Consider the following 17,183-nt stretch of genomic DNA (forward strand, 5'->3'; position numbering starts at 1 on the left):
GCTCAGTACGGTTGCTCGCCTCCGGCACTCGGGTCCGGTGCCGGTGCTCTCCCCCCGCCGTGCCCCCGCGACCCGGCGCGCCCATGGTTCCCCGCCGCGCCCGGCCTCTCCCCCCGGCCACCGGCGGAGCACCCCCGGACGGAGTCCGGGGGTGCTCCAACGGCCCGCGACCTTCGGCTCGCTCGCCGCTGTCCGATGCCGTCGGTGTCCGTCGGGCGTCAGAGGGCGTCCGGGCCGCGTTCCCCGGTCCGCACCCGGACCGCCGAGTCGACCGGAACCATCCACACCTTGCCGTCACCGATCTTGCCGGTACGGGCCGCCTTCACCACGACCTCGATCAGCTGTTCGGCATCGGCGTCCTCGACCAGCACCTCGATCCGGATCTTCGGCACCAGGTCGACGGTGTACTCGGCGCCGCGGTAGACCTCGGTGTGACCGCGCTGCCGCCCGTATCCGCTCGCTTCGGTGACCGTCAGGCCCTGAACCCCGAAGGACTGCAAGGCCTCCTTGATCTCGTCGAGCCGGTGCGGCTTCACGACCGCCGTGATGAGCTTCATGCGTCCACCTTCTTGTTCTTCGCCTGCTGCGCGGCCGCCGCGGGCTCGTCCTGGCTGCGGGCGGGCACCGTACTACGGCCGGCCGGCGAGCCACCGACCGCGGTGAAGTCGTATGCGGTCTCGGCGTGGAAGGCCTGGTCGACGCCGGAGGTCTCGTCGTCCTCGCTCGCCCGGAAGCCGATCGTGACGTCGACGAGCTTGGCGAGGATCCAGGACACCACGAAGGAGAAGGCCATCACCGAGAAGGCTCCCACGGCCTGCTTGCCCAGCTGGGTCAGGCCGCCGACACCGTCCGTGGCCAGGACACCGACGAGCAGGGTGCCGATGACGCCACCGACCAGGTGGACGCCGACGACGTCGAGGGAGTCGTCGTAGCCCAGCTTGTACTTGAGGCTGACGGCCCAGGAGCAGACGGCACCCGCGACGACACCGATGAGGATCGCGCCGAAGGCGTTGACGTGCGCACCCGAGGGCGTGATGGCGACAAGACCGGCGACCGCGCCGGAGGCCGCGCCCAGCGTGGTGAACGCACCGTGCCGGATCCGCTCGTACGCGAGCCAGCCGAGCATCGCGGCACCGGTGGCGACCTGGGTGTTCAGCGCCATGTTGGCGGCGGTGCCGTCGGCGGCCAGCGCGGAGCCGGCGTTGAAGCCGAACCAGCCGAACCACAGGAGGCCGGCGCCCAGCATCACCAGCGGCAGGCTGTGCGGACGCATCGGCTCCTTCTTGAAGCCGATGCGCTTGCCGACGACCAGGACCGCGGCGAGCGCGCCGATACCGGCGTTGATGTGCACCGCCGTACCACCGGCGAAGTCGATCACCTCGAGCTTGAACAGCCAGCCGTCGGCCTGCCACACCCAGTGCGCGACCGGGAAGTAGACGACGCTGACCCAGAGCGTGATGAAGAGCGCCCAGGCGCTGAACTTCACCCGGTCGGCGAGCGCACCGCTCATCAGGGCGGGGGTGATGATCGCGAACATCAGCTGGAAGAGCGCGAAGGCGAAGACCGGAATGCCTTCCTTGCCATCGGTCAGCGTCTCGGGGCTGATGCCCTGGAGGCCGACGTGGTCAAGGTTGCCGATCAGGCCGGCACCCGTGTCATCGCCGAAGGCCAGGGAGTATCCGTACAGCACCCACAGCACGCTGACGATGCCGAGGGAGATGAAGGACATCATGAGCATGTTGAGGGCGCTCTTCACCCGCACCATGCCGCCGTAGAAAAAGGCCAGTCCCGGCGTCATCAGCATGACGAGCGCGGCACTGATCAATACGAATGCGGTGTCTGCACCATTCAATGTCGAGTCTCCTCGAAGCGACGGCCCGTGCGGGCAGTAATTTGATGTGGGCCGGTTTTCGCCACGACATTGACGCAGGCCGGTTTCAGTCGATGCCGCCGGGTGTTTCGCAGCAGTGACGAAGAGCGCCTGTGTGTTACGCGCAGGTGAACTCTCGGCGGGGCTCCCCGGCACCCGGCTACTCTCCCGCGGACACGGGAACCGGCCGCGACCGCCATCCGGATGACCTGGCATGGGGGGCCGAGTCGGGCTTCACGGGGTGGCGGTCGCGGCCGGGGTCGGGAGGCCGCAGGGGGCAGCGGCAGGAGGAGGATCCTGCGCTCAGACGGCCTGGGCGGTGTCCAGGGCGTCCGGCAGATGTATGGCGAGCTGCTCGGTGAGACGGACGACCTCGGCCACGCCCCCGAAGCTCCGGGCGGCACTGTCCACGGTCTTGCGCAGCCGGGTGTTCACCCTCTCCGAGCGGACCCTCCGGGCGATGCCGAGCGCCTGTTCCGCCAGCTCCACGGACTGCTCGGGCTCCTTCTTGAGCAGATGGACCGTGGCCATCCCGATCAGGTTCAGCGCATACGACCGCAGATGTTCTGTGTCCTGGCCGAAGAGGTCGACGGCCTTGCGCATCACCGGTTCGGCGAGCGAGGCGTACGTCGGGCTGCGTCCGGCCACATACGCCAGGTCGCGGTAGGAGTGGGCGTTCTCGGCGTTCAGCTCCGCCTCGGAGAAGAACCGGATCCAGTCCGGGTCGCCGTCCGCCGCGGAGGCATCGGTGAAGGCGTCCTCGGCCATCCGCACCGCGCGGTGGCACTTGTCGGGCTGGCCCATATTGGCGTACGCCCGGGCCTCCATCGCATACAGCATGGCCTGCGTCCGCGCCGTGGAGCAGTCCCGGCTGCCGTACTGCGCGAGATGGACCAGCTCCAGGGCGTCGTCGGGGCGCCCCATATGGATCATCTGCCGGCTCATATTGGACAGGACGTACGAGCCGAGCGGCTTGTCCCCGGCCTCCTTCGCGGCGTGCAGGGCGAGGACGAAATACTTCTGCGCGGTGGGCTGGAGGCCGATGTCGTAACTCATCCACCCGGCCAGCTCGGCGAGTTCTGCGGCGACCTTGAACAGTCTTCGGGCCACTGCCGGCGGATGCGGCTCCTGGAGCAGATCGGTGACCTCGTGCAGCTGGCCCACCACCGCCTTGCGGCGCAGTCCGCCGCCGCACTGGGCGTCCCACTGCCGGAACATCACCGTGGTGGCCTCGAGCAGGTCGAGTTCCGGCCCGGAGAGCCGGGCCCCGCGCCGGGGGACGGCCTGCGCCTGCGGGGGCAGCAGCAGAGCGTCCGGCAGGCCTCCTGCTGGGGTGGGAACCAGCCAGCGCTGCATCGGCTCGATGAGGGCGGGCCCGGCGGCGAGCGCCAGCGAGGTCCCCAGGAAGCCGCGCCGCGCCAGCATGAGGTCGCTGCGCGAGAACTCGCTGATCAACTCGACGGTCTGCGGTCCCGTCCAGGGCAGATCGATGCCGGACACCGAGGGCGACTGGTGCGCGGAGCGCAGCCCGAGGTCCTCGATCGCCACGACACATCCGAAGCGCTCCGAGAACAGCTCCGAGAGGATGCGCGGGATCGGCTCGCGCGGCTGCTCGCCGTCGAGCCAGCGGCGCACCCGGGAGGTGTCCGTGCTGATGTGGTGCGCACCCATCTGACGGGCCCGGCGGTTCACTTGGCGGGCGAGCTCGCCCTTCGACCAGCCGCTGCGCACGAACCACGAACCCAGCTGATCATTGGGGCGCTTGTCAGCGTTCGTACCGCCACCGCCGCTGCCGCCCACCTGGAACGCCCCCATCCCGACCCTGCTGTCGTCTGCGAACCGCCTCCGGGGTGCCGCCCTGTACGGCCTCCCGTCCCGTGAAGTGCCCTGGCGGCCGGGCGGCAGACGGACTGTCATGCCTCCGGCATACCCAACAGCGGGCGCACTCGCGGGGGTTCAAGCACTGAAAGTAATCCTACGATCACTGCTGCCGCGAGGTCGATCCCGGAAACGCCACCATTCGCCACCCCTTCGAATGAACTCCTTTACAGCGCTTCGCGATTCACTTGAACGGGACACCGAGAGAAAAGATGGAGCGATGCGCACAGGGGCGCACGCGCCGCCACGCACTACCCGACGTGCCACACCACGCCACCAGATCGAGGGGGCACCCACGGAGTGACGACACACGGTGATGGCGAGACTCCATGACGTAACCATCGGCGACTGCGACCCGTTGGAGGGAGCATGGGCTTCACGATCGGCGGCATCCTCGACATGCGGTCCGGCTCGCGGCGGCGCGGCCGCGCGTCCGAGTCCACGGCGGTGACGGCGGTGGCGGAGTACACCGGCCTGTGGGGTTGGGACGTGGCCCCCGGCGCCCGGGCGAAGCGGACCGGCGGTGACGGCGTCGGCGCGGCCGAGTGCTCCTGCGGGACCTCCGACTGCCCCTCCCCCGGCGCGCACCCGCTGAACTTCGCCCCCGAGGTGAGGGCCGGGGCCACGCTCCAGGAGGTCACCGCCGCCTGGGGAGAGGTTCCGGGTGCTGCCGTGCTGCTCCCCGTGGGCCGCTCGTTCGATGTGATCGAGGTCGCCGAGCCCACCGGCCGCCACGCCCTGGTCCGGCTGGAGCGCATGGGCCTGCCTCTGGGGCCCGTCGCCGCGACCCCGCACGGGCGGGCGCTGTTCTTCGTCGCCCCCGGCGCCGCCGCCGAGCTCCCCGAGCTGCTCTACCGCATGGGCTGGGACGACGCCGAACTGGATCTGCACGGCCTCGGCCCCGGCCGCCACATCACCGCGCCACCGTCCGATCTGGCCGGCCTGGGGCCGATGCGCTGGCTGCGCCCGCCGACGCTCGACACCGCAGGACGCCCCCCGCAGGCCCGTGTGCTGGTGGGCACCCTCGCCTACGTCTGTCACCGCTCGGCGGGCTGAGAGTCCTCGAGCACCGGGCGGTCCGAGCGGCCCGCGGGCACCGCTCGGCAGTCCCAGCGGCCCCGGTACCGGGCGGTCCGAGCGGCCTCCGGCACGAACCGCGACGCACAGCAGAGCGCCCCGCCGCAGGGAGACCCGCGGCGGGGCGCTCTGCTGTCGCGGGCCGTCGACTCCTCACCCCCAGTCGCTATGACGGCAAGCGGCCGGGCCCACTCGACGGAGTACGCCAAAGGCCCGGCCGCCGGGCGGTGGTCAGTCGCCGATGAGTGCGTCGACAAAGGCCTCCGGCTCGAACGGGGCGAGGTCGTCCGCGCCCTCGCCCAGCCCGACCAGCTTGACCGGCACACCGAGCTCGCGCTGCACCGCGACCACGATGCCGCCCTTGGCGGTGCCGTCCAGCTTGGTCAGCACGATGCCGGTGATGTCCACGACCTCGGCGAAGACCCGCGCCTGGACCAGGCCGTTCTGTCCGGTGGTGGCGTCCAGCACCAGCAGCACCTCGTCGAGCGGGCCGTGCTTCTCCACGACCCGCTTGACCTTGCCCAGCTCATCCATGAGGCCGGCCTTGGTGTGCAGCCGTCCGGCGGTGTCGATGAGGACGACGTCCGCGCCCTCCTGGATGCCTTCCTTGACCGCGTCGAAGGCGATCGACGCCGGGTCGCCGCCCTCCGGCCCGCGGACCGTACGGGCACCGACCCGCTCGCCCCAGGTCTGCAGCTGGTCGGCCGCGGCGGCCCGGAACGTGTCGGCCGCACCGAGCACCACGCTGCGCCCGTCGGCCACGAGCACCCGGGCCAGCTTGCCGGTCGTGGTGGTCTTGCCGGTGCCGTTCACGCCGACGACCATGACGACACCCGGCACCTCCATACCGCCGTCGGTGCGCACGGCGCGGTCGGCGTCGGTGCCGATCAGCTGAAGCAGTTCCTCGCGCAGCAGGCCGCGCAGTTCCTCGGGGGTGCGGGTGCCGAGTACCTTCACGCGCTCGCGCAGCCGCTCGACCAGCTCCTGTGTGGGCGCGACGCCCACATCGGCGGTGAGCAGCGTGTCCTCGACCTCTTCCCAGGTCTCCTCGTCGAGGTGTTCGCGGGAGAGCAGGGTGAGGAGGCCCTTGCCCAGCGTGTTCTGGGACCGGGACAGCCGGGCGCGCAGCCGTACGAGACGGCCGGCCGTGGGCTCGGGGATCTCGACCGGCGGGACCGGCTCGGTGACGATCGGCGCTTCGGCCTCGGGTGCCGCCGTGGCCTGGGCCTCGGGCAGACCGACTTCTTCGATGGTGCGGCGCGGTTCGTCGCGCGGCGTCTCGGCTTCCTCGCCGACATGCGGTTCGGCGGGTGGAGCGGTGATGGTCGGCGCGCTCGGCGGCGCCGAGGGCGGCAGCTGCTTCTTCCTGCGGCTGCCGACCACGAGACCGCTGACCAGGCCGATCGCGACCAGGGCGATGACTACAGCAAGGATGACGATTTCCATAACGCACCCAGTATCAGTCACTCTGGGGGTTCTCCCGCATCTCCCCCCACGGAGTTTCCGCATGCCCCACACGCCCGACGGCGGCGCCCGTGCCCAGAGCGCGATCGAGACCCGCGGCATCGAGCCGGTGCCCGAGCACGAGCGTCACGGACGGGTCCGTGAGCTCTTCCCCACCTGGGTCGCCGCCAACATCAGCGTGCTGCTGCTCACGATGGGCGCGGGTCTGGTCGTCTTCAACGGCCTCAACCTCTGGCAGATCCTGCTGGTGGGCGGCTGCGCGGCCGGCGTCTCGTACGGCATGGTGGGGGCGCTGTCCGTGGCGGGCAAATGGGGCGGCGCGCCCGGTCTGACCCTTTCGCGAGCGACCTTCGGGGTCCGCGGTAACCATCTCCCGGGCATGATCATCTGGGTCGCCCGGTTCGGGTGGGAGACGATCAACGCGGTGACCGGCGCGTACGCCCTTCTCACGATCCTCGACCTGCTGTTCGGGATCGAGAGCGGCACCGCCCTGATCGTGCTCACCCTCGTCGCCTTCGTCGGGTGCACCTTCCTGGTCAGCGGCATGGGCCGCGGGGTGCTGCAGATATGCAATACCTGGTCGACCTATCTCTTCGGCGCCTTCAGCGTGCTGGTGCTGGGGTATCTCGTGGCGAACACCGACTGGGCCGGCGTCCTGTCCCGCCCCGCGGGCGGCACCGCCACGCTGGTCGCCGGTATCGGCACCATCGCGGCCGGCGGTATCAGCTGGGTGCCCTCCGGCCCGGACTTCGCGCGCTATCTGCCGCACAGCGCCTCGGGCCGGCGGATCGTGGCGACGACGGTTTCGGGTGCGGGCCTCGTGGTGGTCCCCATGGTGCTGATGGGGGCGGTGATGGCGGTGAGCGTGCCGGATCTGGCCAAGGCCACCGACCCCGTCTCCTTCCTCGGCGAGGTGCTGCCGGCCTGGCTGGCAGTGCCGTATCTGATCACCGCGCTGGTGGGCATGCTGCTGATCAACAGTCTGTCGATGTACTCGGCCGGGTTCACCGCCCAGACGATGGGCGTCCGGCTGCCGCGCTCGCTCGCGGTCAGCGTCAATGCCGTGATCAGCCTGGTCGGCGGACTGCTGCTGATGCTGGTGGCCAAGAGCTTCTTCGGTTCCTTCATCACCTTCCTCACCCTGCTGGCTGTCTCCTTCTCCGCTTGGATCGGGGTCTTCGCGGTGGACATGGCCCGGCGCCGGGGCCGGGCGGTGCGCTATCACGAGGACGGGCTGCTGCACACCGGCCGCACCAGCCGCTACTGGTACGCGGGCGGATTCGCCTGGCAGGCGGTGCTCGCCTGGAGCGCCGCGCTGGTCGCGGGCCTGTGCTTCACGAAGGTGGACTGGTTCACCGGCCCGCTGGCCACCACCTGGATCGGCGCCAACGGCCTGGGCTGGGCGGCGACCATCCTCATCGCCGCGGCGGCCTTCGCCCTGCTTCCGCCACCCCGGGAGAACGATCCGCGAAGCCGCGCCGAGGGGCCGGACGCCAGGCCCGCCGCGCGGGACCGTACGGGCCAAGCGTCCGCCGACCTGTTCAACTGACGGAACGTCAACTAGCCTCCGCTTCGCCCGCCCACGGCACCCGTTCATGGCGAAGGGGATGCCGGTCATGCCCGTCACGGTCGTCCGGTTCCATCTCGTCGACCCCGCCGCAACGCCCGGGACGCTGTCGCCCCGCTACCGCTCCGCCGTCGGGATGGCCGCCTACGCCGACGAGCGGGGCGTGTCCACATACGGCAGCCATCTGCTGCGCTAGGCGCGCACGTATGCCTCCTGGAGTCCGGGGCGTGGGTGCGCTCCGCCGTGCGGTCCTGCGAGCGCCGCGAGCGTGGCGGAACTGCGGCGCGAGGGGGTCCACCGCATCGTCACGCGCGAGGAAGTGTCTGGCGCTCTCCGCGTCGGCGGGCAGCACGAGCAGTCCGGTGCTGCACCCGCTGTGCGGCGGCACGCCGGTCGAGGAGGGCAAGGCTCATGCTGCACTTGTCCGGCGAACAGGTACTGCCCCGGCTCAGGGAGTGAGCCGGGGCAGCCTGCCGTGAGGAGAGGGGCAGCGGGGGATTTAGCCCATCTCCTCCAACGCCTTGCCCTTGGTCTCCGGCACCCACTTGAGGATGAAGGGGATCGAGAGCACGGCGAAGACCGTGTAGATCACATACGCGCCTGAGAGATTCCAGTCGGAGAGGGACGGGAAGCTCACGGTGATGACCCAGTTGGCCACCCACTGGGCGGAGGCGGCGACGCCGAGCGCAGCGGCGCGGATCCTGTTGGGGAACATCTCGCCGAGCAGCACCCAGACGACCACACCCCAGGAGAGCGCGAAGAAGAGCACGAAGGCGTGGGCGGCGACGAGCGCCACGGTGCCCTGGAGGTCGGGCATCGAGATGGCATCGCCCGTCCCCGTCTTGTACGAGAAGGCCCAGGCGGCCAGGCCCAGCGAGAGCGCCATACCGGCGGAGCCGATCAGGGCGAGCGGCTTACGGCCGATCTTGTCGACGAAGAGCATCGCGATCACGGTGCCGACGATGTTGATGATCGACGTGGTGAAGGAGTAGAGGAAGGAGCTGGTCGGGTCGATACCGACGGACTGCCACAGCGACGACGAGTAGTAGAAGATCACGTTGATGCCGACCAGCTGCTGGAAGACCGAGAGGCCGATACCGATCCAGACGATGGGCAGCAGTCCGGCCCGGCCGCCGAGCAGATCCCGGAAGGTCGACTTCTGCTCGGTGCGCATCGCGGTCTCGATCTCGTCGACGCGGATGTCGAGATCGACCTCCTTGCCCTCGACCTCTCTGAGGACCTCCCGCGCGTCGGCTGTGCGGCCCACGGAGATCAGGAAGCGCGGCGACTCGGGAATCACGAAGGACAGCAGCCCGTAGATCACAGCCGGGACGACCATCACACCGAGCATGACCTGCCAGGCCTCGAGGCCCGCTATCTCACCGCGCTGGTCGCCGTCGGCGATGTTCAGAACGCCCCAGTTGACGAGCTGGGAGAAGGCGATGCCGATGACGATGGCGGCCTGCTGGAAGGAGGCGAGCCGGCCGCGGTAGGCGGGCGGGGCGACCTCGGCGATGTAGGCCGGGCCGATGACGGAGGCCATACCGATGGCGACGCCGCCCAGGACCCGCCACAGGGCCAGGTCCCACAGCGCGGTCGGCACGGCCGAGCCGATGGCGCTCACCGTGAAGAGCAGCGCCGCGATCTGCATCACGCGGATACGGCCGATGCGGTCGGCGATCCGGCCCGCGGCGGCGGCACCGGCCGCACAGCCGATCAGTGCGGCGGCGATGACCTGGGCGAGGGTCGACGAACCGACGTGAAACCGGTCACGGATGGCCTCGACGGCGCCGTTGATCACCGAGCTGTCGTATCCGAAGAGGAAGCCGCCCATCGCGGCGGCGGCCGTGATGAAAATGACGTGGCCGAGATGCTCCGGCTTGGCCTTGCGGCCTTCTGTCGCAGGTGGCTGCGCGGTGCTGGTCAACGTTTACTCCTTGGCCCGGCCGCGTCGCCGGGCATGGGGGGCACTTCCAGTGGGGCGCAACGCCTGGTAGCCACCACTTGAAGGTAAAAGGAACGTTGCAGAGACTATTCTTTCAAGTATCGAAGTCAATAGGTCGTGACCAGAATGTTTCTGAGACCGCCATCAGGGCTCGCGTTCAAGACTTGAAGCTTGCGCGGGAAAGGCTGGTCAGCGCAGCCTCTGGCTGATGACCTTCGAGACCCCGTCGCCCTGCATCGAGACGCCGTACAGGGCGTCCGCGACCTCCATCGTCCGCTTCTGATGGGTGATCACGATCAGCTGCGAACTCTCCTGGAGCTCCTCCATGATCCGGATGAGCCGCTGGAGGTTGGTGTCGTCGAGCGCCGCCTCGACCTCGTCCATCACATAGAACGGGCTCGGCCGGGCCTTGAAGATCGACACCAGCATGGCCACCGCGGTCAGCGACCGCTCACCGCCCGAGAGCAGCGACAGCCGCTTCACCTTCTTGCCCGGCGGCCGGGCTTCGACGTCCACGCCCGTGGTGAGCATGTTGCCGGGGTCGGTGAGGACCAGCCGCCCCTCACCACCCGGGAAGAGCCGCGAGAAGACGCCTTCGAACTCACGGGCCGTGTCCCGGTACGCCTCCGTGAACACCTGCTCGACGCGCTCGTCGACCTCCTTCACCACCTGCAGCAGATCGGCGCGGGTCTTCTTCAGGTCTTCGAGCTGCTCGGTGAGGAACTTGTGGCGCTCCTCCAAGGCCGCGAACTCCTCCAGCGCGAGCGGGTTCACCTTGCCCAGCTGCTGGTACGCACGCTCGGCCGCCTTGAGCCGCTTCTCCTGCTGGCCGCGGACGTAGGGCACCGGCCGGTTGCGCGGGTGCTCCGGGTCGTCCGGCAGCTCCTCGCCCTCGGCGGGCGGGGACGGTGGCACCAGCTGGTCCGGGCCGTACTCCATGACGAGTCCGGCCGGCTCCACCCCCAGCTCCTCCAGCGCCTTGGTCTCCAGCTGCTCGATCCGGAGCCGCTTCTCGGCGCCCAGCACCTCGCCCCGGTGCACGGAGTCGGTCAGCTTGTCCAGCTCCGACTTCAGGTCCCGGCCCCGGTTGCGCTCGGCGACGAGTCCGGCCTCGCGCTCCGCCTTCGCCTGCTCCGCCGCGGCCCGCTCCGCCTCGGCCCGTACCAGCGACACCTCGACATGTGCGAGCAGCTGGCGGGCGCCGTCCGCCACAGCGGAGGCCACGGCGGCCTCATGGCGGAGGCGGGCGCGCCGCTGCTCCGCTCGCGCCCGTGCCTCACGCTCGGCGCGCGCCCCCCGGTCGAGCGCGTCGGCCCGCCCCGCGAGCCCCTTGAACCGCTCCTCGTGGGTACGGACCTGGAGCCGCGCCTCCATCTCCGTCTGCCGGGCGTTGGCGCCGTCGGCGGCGAGCCGGTCCCGTACGGAGGTGTCGGGCTCCTCCGTCCCGTGCGCGAGCGTGGACTCCTCCTCGGCCACCATGAGCCGCTCGGTGAGCTCCTCGACCTCCGCCTCGGCGTTGAGCAGCGCTTCCTCGGCCCTGGCCGCGGCAGCGGTCATCCGCTCGGCCTCGCCGGCCGCCCCCCGGGCCTGGCCGGCCAGCCGCCCGAGCGACTGGGCGACCGTCGACTTCTCCCGGTCAGCGGCGCTGCGCCGTGCGGCCAGCTCCTCGACACGCTCGGCGCATGCGGTGCGACGCTCCCCTGCCCGGCGCTGTTCCCCGGCCAGCTCCTCGCACCGTACGGCCAGCTCCTCCAGCTCGGCCGCCGCCTCGTCGACGGAGGCCTGCACCTCGAGGAGGCTGGGTGCGCCGGCGGAACCGCCGTGCGCGAAGTGCGTCCCGAGCAGATCGCCCTCACCGGTCACGGCAATCAGCTCCGGCCGCGCGACGAGCAGGTCCTCGGCGTCCTCCAGGGTCCCGACGACCACGACATCGCGCAGCAGTCTCCGTACGGCAGGCATGAGGGCGGCCGGACCGCTCACAAGATCCGCGGCATACGGCCGAACGGCGGGCCTCGGCTCCTCGGCGGCCTGCGGCTCACCGGCTTCCGCCATGCGCCGCTCGCTCGGGAGGGCAGGGGCGCCCGAGACCGGGGACTCCACGGCCGAGGAATCCATGGCCAAGGGCTGCCTGGCCGAGAGATCCCCGTTCGGGGACGCCGTGGCCGGGGGTTCCGGACGGGCACCGCCGACCGTGGCGGAGGGAGCGCCGGCGCCGTACTCGGCGGTCTCACCGGTTCCGTCCGAGGAGTCCCCGGTACCGCCCAGCACCAGGGCCGCGCGGCCCGCGTCCTGCTTGCGGAGCAGACGCAGCGCGTCGGCCGCCGTGGCCGGGTCGGCGACGGCGATCGCGTCGGCGGCCGCCCCCAGGGCGGCCGCGACCGGCACCTCGAAGCCTTGAGCGACCGTGAGGAGTCCGGCGGCGGGACCCAGCAGCCCGGTGAGGCGGTCGGCGGCGCCCAGCAGGGCCCCCGTACCGTCCTTGCGGCGCAGGCCGAGGGCCAGGGCCTCATGGCGGGCGGCAGTCGCGGCGCGCTTGCGCTCGGCGGTGGTGACGGCCTCCCGCGCAGCGCTCAGTGCGGACTCGGCCGCGGCCAGTTCGAGTTTGGCCTGTTCATGCTGCCCGGTGAGTTCCGCGTCATCCGCGTCGAGCCCGTCGACCTCGGCCTTGAGCTGCTCGTACTCCTCCTGGGCCGTGACCGCCCGCTCCTGCGCCTCGTCCCGGGCGCGCGCCAGCCGGTCGATCTCGGACTTGGCCGACCCCGCGCGGCTGCGGGCAGCGTTGACCTGCCCGTGCAGCCGCGCCAGCCCTTCGCGCCGGTCGGCGATGGCCCGTGCCACGTCCTTGAGCCGCCGCTCCTCCAGCGCCAATTCGCGCTCCAGTTCGGCCCGATGGGCGACCGTGTCGTCCAGTGCCCGGTGGGCGGCCTCCATCGCGGCTTCCAGCTCCGCCTCCTGCTCGCGGATCCGGGCCGCTTCCCGCTCCATGTCCTCGGGGTCGCGGCCCCGGCGCTCCTCGGCCGGGGCGGATGTCGCGCTCTTCACCCGTGCGTCCGCGAGACTGATCGTGCCGCGCACCCGCTCGGCCAGCTGCGACAGCTCGTACCAGGTCTGCTGCGCCCGCTGGAGCCGCGGGGCCAGCGCGCCCACCTCCTGTTCGAGCGCCGCCTCACGCTGGAGCGCCGCACGCAGATCGGCCTCGGCGGCCTCCTTGCGCTGCTTGAGCGCCGCCTCGTCGGCGACCTCGGCACGCAGCGCCTCCCGCAGGGTCACCAGGTCGTCGGCGAGCAGCCGGAGCCTGGCGTCCCGCAGATCGGCCTGGATGACGGCCGCCCGCCGCGCCACGGCGGCCTGCCGTCCGAGCGGCTTGAGCTGCCGCCGCAACTCATCCGTCAGATCCTGGACGCGCGCCAGATTGGCCTGCATCGCGTCGAGCTTCCGCAGCGCCTTCTCCTTGCGCTTGCGGTGCTTGAGGACGCCCGCCGCCTCCTCGATGAAGGCCCTGCGACCCATGGGGTCGGCGTGGAGGACGGAGTCGAGCTGCCCCTGGCCGACGATGACATGCATCTCCCGGCCGATGCCGGAATCGGACAGCAGTTCCTGAATGTCGAGGAGTCGGCAGGTATCGCCGTTGATCTGGTATTCGCTGCCGCCGTTGCGGAACATGATCCGCGTAATGGTGACCTCGGCGTAGTCGATGGGCAGCGCGCCATCGGCATTGTCGATGGTGAGGGACACCTCGGCCCGGCCGAGCGGCGGCCGGCCGGTGGTCCCGGCGAAGATGACGTCCTCCATCTTGCCGCCGCGCAGCGACTTGGCTCCCTGCTCGCCCATGACCCAGGACAGTGCGTCCACGACGTTCGATTTGCCGGAACCGTTGGGGCCCACCACACAGGTGATGCCCGGCTCGAAGCGCAGCGTCGTGGCCGAAGCGAAGGATTTGAACCCGCGCAGGGTCAGGCTCTTGAGGTGCACGCCGTCGGACTCTACCTTCGCGTTCGGGTTTCACCAGGGAGTTTCACCGGGGGAAACGCAGGGCACATCAGTCGGTAGGGGAGGCGCCTCTGATCCGGCGGAAAAGAAAGAAGGGACGCCCAGGGCGTCCCTTGCAGATTCTCAAGCGGCTGACGTGCAGCCCGACCGGCCTAGGGCTGTGGTCAGGTGAGCGCAGGCTCCGCCTGGGGTACGTCGATGTCAATGCTGCCGAGCAGCGATTCACCGTGGTGCGCGGCGGCGGACAGCGCGTCGTTCTCGGCCTGAATCCGTACGAGCTCGGACTCGAGGTCCTGGACACGCTGCTGAAGCCGTCGCATCTCGGCGAGGAGTCGCGGGTCGGAGCCGCCGACGTAACCGAGAAGCGCCTTTGCCATGATGGATGGTCCTCCACACTGAGTGACCGACCGAAGCGGTGTGGGTCGTGAGGGAATGTCGCACCCGCGTGTCTGTCATCACCAACGATCTCAATGTCAAACAGGTAGGGTGCGCGGGGATTCCAGCGTCTCACCAAATGTATTGAGGGTCAACACGATCACACCCCGTATCCTCGGGTGACCTGGGAGCGCGCGGCGGCTCACTGCGCGGCGCTGCTCTCTCCAGGGGGCCCGCGGGGCGTGGAGATCATCTCTTGGATCGCAGCCTTGCACGACCTCGCGTTCTTGGCAACCACCAGGTCATCGCTCCCCCGCGCACGTGCCCACGGCACTTCCGGGGCCCTTTCCGGACCATTCGGCGCCCGCACCGGCGCCGGCGCTCAGCGGATCGCGAAGCTGTCGTAGGCGCCCCGCGGGGTGTCCCAGATCTCCGTGACGCCGTCGACCCGCCCGGGCGTGTCGCCGGCGCGCAGCCAGTCGAGCAACTTCTCACAGCTGTGCCGGGACCCCTCGGCGACCACCTGGACCCGCCCGTCGGCCAGATTCGAGGCGAAGCCACGGAGGTCGCCGATCTCCAGGGCGTTCGCCCGGGTGAACCAGCGGAAGCCCACCCCCTGGACACGACCGCGGACCCAGACGATGAGCCGGACATCTTCGTTCATGTGTGCACGCTAACCGGCCAATTACTCAGTGAGCAGTTCGCCCCCATCCGTGGTGGCGTACAGTCGCCGCTCAACGAACCTCACTCGTACGAGTGAGGCATGGTGACGTCGAGCATGTGGAGGAAGGCAGCGATGGGCCGCCACCGACGCACTGTCCCCACCGGGCTTCCGGACCGGTCCGCGGGCCGGCACCGGGGGGCGCGCCATGTCGCCGCGCCCGTGCGGACGGGCCTTCTGGGCGTGTCCGCCGCTGTGGCGATGGGCGCGGTCGCCGTGGCCTCCGGGCTGCTGCCGGGCCAGGGCGACGACTACACGCTGGGCGGGGGCAACGACCCCGGTGGCCGGGTACGGGCCGGGGGACTGCCGGACCTGGAGACCCAGGGCCCACCCTCCGCCACCCCGACCGGCCGGACCTCCGTACCCGCGGACCGCGGAAGCGAGCGCAGCCAGGGCCCCAGCTCCTTGCCTTCGGCGTCGCGGACCCAGGGCAGGCCCTCCGCCACCACTCCGACGCCGCAGCGGCCCAGCACCGAGCCCGAGGACCGCGGCGCCGGTACCCCGCGCCCCTCCCGTACGGCGACCGTGGTGCCGGAGAAGTCCGCGTCCGCCGCGCCGCAGGCGCCCGCCGACGAGACGGGCGCCGAATCCGAGGTGCTGACCCTGGTGAACCGCGAGCGGGCGCGGGCGGGCTGCCGGCCGGTGACCGCCGACCGGAAACTCGCAGGGCTGGCCGAGGAGTACAGCGAGGACATGGCCGAACGGCACTTCTTCGACCACACCGACCCGGATGGCGCCAACCCCTGGGACCGCGCGAAGCTCCTGGGCATCGGCGGTCTCGGCGGCGAGAACATCGCGCGAGGACAGGGCGACGCCCAGGCGGTGATGGACGCCTGGATGGGCAGCCCGGGGCACCGCGCCAACATCCTCAACTGCGACTACCGGACTCTGGGGGTCGGCGCGCACTTCGCCGACGGCGGTCCCTGGTGGACGCAGGACTTCGGCTTCTGAACGCCCGCCCGGCCCCGAGCGCAGCGCGCTGCGGCGTGAGTCCTGGGACTGCGGCACGGAGGATCGCACCGCGGCGTGGGGACGGGCCGCGTGTTACGGCGTGGGGGCCGTCGGCCGGCGACGCGGTACGGTCGCCCGCCACAGCCGCACGCAGGAGAGCAGCGCCGCCGCGAGCAGCAGCAGATTTCGCAGCCCCACCACCGCGGCGCCCTGCCAGGAGCTGTTGATGACCGCGCCGAAGAACAGCGGATAGTCGACCGTCGTCACCGCCGTCACGAGCAGCAGCAGCACCGCGACCGGGCGCTGGGTGGTCCGTCCGGCGGTCAGACAGACCGCGGCGAGCCCGATCAGCCAGATGAGGTACTGCGGGCTGATCACGCGGCTGGTGGCTGTGAACAGCAGCACGGCCGCGAGCGCGGCGTCGTACGGCGTCGCGTCGGTCCAGCGGCGCGCCCGCAGCCGCCACAGCAGCAGCCAGCCGAAGGCCACCGCGGTGAGCAGGACCGACCCGAGGGCCACCACCGAGACGTACGGCCCGACGAATTCGAACGAGCCGTACTGGTGCTTCACCCGTCCCGGCCATCCGAGGGCGCGCGCCGCGTGCAGTGCCGCGCCGCCCATCGACTCGATCTCCACACCCCGCTCCTGCTGGGCGAACAGGAAGTCGAAGGCGCCGCGGAAGCCGGCGCCGAGCAGCACGAGGAGGGCCCCGGCGGACACCGTGAGCGCGAGCCAGGCCTCGCGGGTGGTCCGGCCGCGCGGCGTGCCCAGCACGGTGAGCACCGGCCACACCTTGATCACCGCGGCCAGGCCGGCCAGCGCACCGCCGAGCCCCGGCCGCCCGGCGAGTGCGAGCAGCCCCAGCACGGTGATTCCGGTGACGAGGACGTCGTAACGGGCGTACGGCAGGCTCAGCAGCAGCGGCAGACCGAGCGCCCACACCCAGGCCCCCGCGAGGCTCTTTCCCCTGCCCCGGCGCACGGCCCCCACCAGTGCCAGCAGCACCACGGCGTCGGAGGCGAGCATGACCAGGACGAATCCCTGGAGATAGCTGGCCACGGGCACCAGACCGGGTGCGACCATCACCAGCGCGGCCCCCGGCGGATACTGCCAGGCGACGTCGCCGACAGGGAAGGATCCGCCCCGCAGCCGCCCGTCCCAGCGGTGGTAGAGCGTATGGACCTCGCGGGCGATGTCGCCGTGGCCCTGGCGGAGGAGCGCGAGCATCACCAGCCGGGAGGCCAGCCAGTACGCGGCGAGGAGGAACCACTCACGGGGCCAGGTCCGGGGCCGGTGCCAGCTGATACGGCTCATGGGCGCACCCGCCGGTCCGGTGCGGCCGGCC

13 protein-coding genes are annotated in these 17,183 nt (G+C 71.0%); 4 read left to right on the top strand and 9 right to left on the bottom strand.

All coding sequences use genetic code 11. The annotated features are described in order from the left end of the window. Nucleotides 1–218: 218 nt before the first annotated feature. The 3 genes from ACTWQE_RS18765 to nsdA form a co-directional block, all read right to left on the bottom strand. Nucleotides 219–557, bottom strand: a complete 339-nt coding sequence (locus ACTWQE_RS18765; RefSeq protein ID WP_443330123.1) for a P-II family nitrogen regulator — start codon at nucleotides 555–557, stop codon at nucleotides 219–221. After that, entirely contained in the window at nucleotides 554–1,852 is a 1,299-nt protein-coding gene (locus ACTWQE_RS18770) for an ammonium transporter (protein WP_443330124.1), read from the bottom strand. Before ACTWQE_RS18770 ends, ACTWQE_RS18765 begins: the two co-directional genes overlap by 4 nt. A gap of 321 nt (nucleotides 1,853–2,173) precedes the next feature. Next, on the bottom strand, nucleotides 2,174–3,670 hold the full coding sequence (gene nsdA, locus ACTWQE_RS18775) for a transcriptional repressor NsdA (protein ID WP_443330164.1): 1,497 nt from the start codon (nucleotides 3,668–3,670) through the stop codon (nucleotides 2,174–2,176). 447 nt (nucleotides 3,671–4,117) lie between these two features. Between nsdA and ACTWQE_RS18780 the strand changes: the two genes are divergently transcribed. Continuing rightward, entirely contained in the window at nucleotides 4,118–4,804 is a 687-nt protein-coding gene (locus ACTWQE_RS18780) for a bifunctional DNA primase/polymerase (RefSeq protein ID WP_443330125.1), read from the top strand. Nucleotides 4,805–5,056: 252 nt separating this feature from the next. Here the strand turns inward: ACTWQE_RS18780 and ftsY are convergent, their stop codons facing one another. Further along, nucleotides 5,057–6,271: a signal recognition particle-docking protein FtsY gene (ftsY, locus tag ACTWQE_RS18785; RefSeq protein ID WP_443330126.1), complete on the bottom strand. Its 1,215-nt coding sequence runs from the start codon at nucleotides 6,269–6,271 to the stop codon at nucleotides 5,057–5,059. Between the two features lie 61 nt (nucleotides 6,272–6,332). Between ftsY and ACTWQE_RS18790 the strand changes: the two genes are divergently transcribed. Continuing rightward, on the top strand, nucleotides 6,333–7,838 hold the full coding sequence (locus tag ACTWQE_RS18790) for a purine-cytosine permease family protein (protein WP_443330127.1): 1,506 nt from the start codon (nucleotides 6,333–6,335) through the stop codon (nucleotides 7,836–7,838). 67 nt (nucleotides 7,839–7,905) lie between these two features. Further along, nucleotides 7,906–8,052: a hypothetical protein gene (locus tag ACTWQE_RS18795; RefSeq protein WP_443330128.1), complete on the top strand. Its 147-nt coding sequence runs from the start codon at nucleotides 7,906–7,908 to the stop codon at nucleotides 8,050–8,052. A 303-nt stretch (nucleotides 8,053–8,355) separates the two neighbouring features. Here the strand turns inward: ACTWQE_RS18795 and ACTWQE_RS18800 are convergent, their stop codons facing one another. The 4 genes from ACTWQE_RS18800 to ACTWQE_RS18815 all read right to left on the bottom strand — a co-directional run bounded on the left by ACTWQE_RS18800 (nucleotide 8,356) and on the right by ACTWQE_RS18815 (nucleotide 14,830). Further along, a complete protein-coding gene (locus ACTWQE_RS18800) occupies nucleotides 8,356–9,783 on the bottom strand; it encodes a sugar porter family MFS transporter (protein ID WP_443330129.1) in 1,428 nt (475 codons plus the stop codon). Between the two features lie 207 nt (nucleotides 9,784–9,990). Further along, nucleotides 9,991–13,773 (bottom strand): chromosome segregation SMC family protein, encoded by a 3,783-nt coding sequence (locus tag ACTWQE_RS18805; protein ID WP_443330130.1) that lies wholly within the window; start codon nucleotides 13,771–13,773, stop codon nucleotides 9,991–9,993. A 182-nt stretch (nucleotides 13,774–13,955) separates the two neighbouring features. Continuing rightward, entirely contained in the window at nucleotides 13,956–14,168 is a 213-nt protein-coding gene (locus ACTWQE_RS18810; RefSeq protein ID WP_443330131.1) for a hypothetical protein, read from the bottom strand. Between the two features lie 380 nt (nucleotides 14,169–14,548). Continuing rightward, the gene (locus ACTWQE_RS18815) at nucleotides 14,549–14,830 is read right to left on the bottom strand and encodes an acylphosphatase (RefSeq protein ID WP_443330132.1); all 282 of its coding nucleotides are present in this window, start codon (nucleotides 14,828–14,830) and stop codon (nucleotides 14,549–14,551) included. Between the two features lie 132 nt (nucleotides 14,831–14,962). On the opposite strand from ACTWQE_RS18815, the gene ACTWQE_RS18820 reads away from it, so the two are divergent. Then, nucleotides 14,963–15,838, top strand: coding sequence for a CAP domain-containing protein (locus ACTWQE_RS18820; RefSeq protein WP_443330133.1), 876 nt, complete (start codon nucleotides 14,963–14,965; stop codon nucleotides 15,836–15,838). Nucleotides 15,839–15,931: 93 nt separating this feature from the next. Here ACTWQE_RS18820 and ACTWQE_RS18825 read toward each other — a convergent pair whose 3' ends face one another. After that, nucleotides 15,932–17,152 (bottom strand): glycosyltransferase 87 family protein, encoded by a 1,221-nt coding sequence (locus ACTWQE_RS18825; RefSeq protein ID WP_443330134.1) that lies wholly within the window; start codon nucleotides 17,150–17,152, stop codon nucleotides 15,932–15,934. Between the last annotated feature and the right edge of the window lie 31 nt (nucleotides 17,153–17,183).

Origin of the sequence: Streptomyces sp. 8N706 (assembly GCF_052245415.1) — a bacterium.
In the GTDB taxonomy this organism is placed as follows: Bacteria; Actinomycetota; Actinomycetes; order Streptomycetales; family Streptomycetaceae; genus Streptomyces.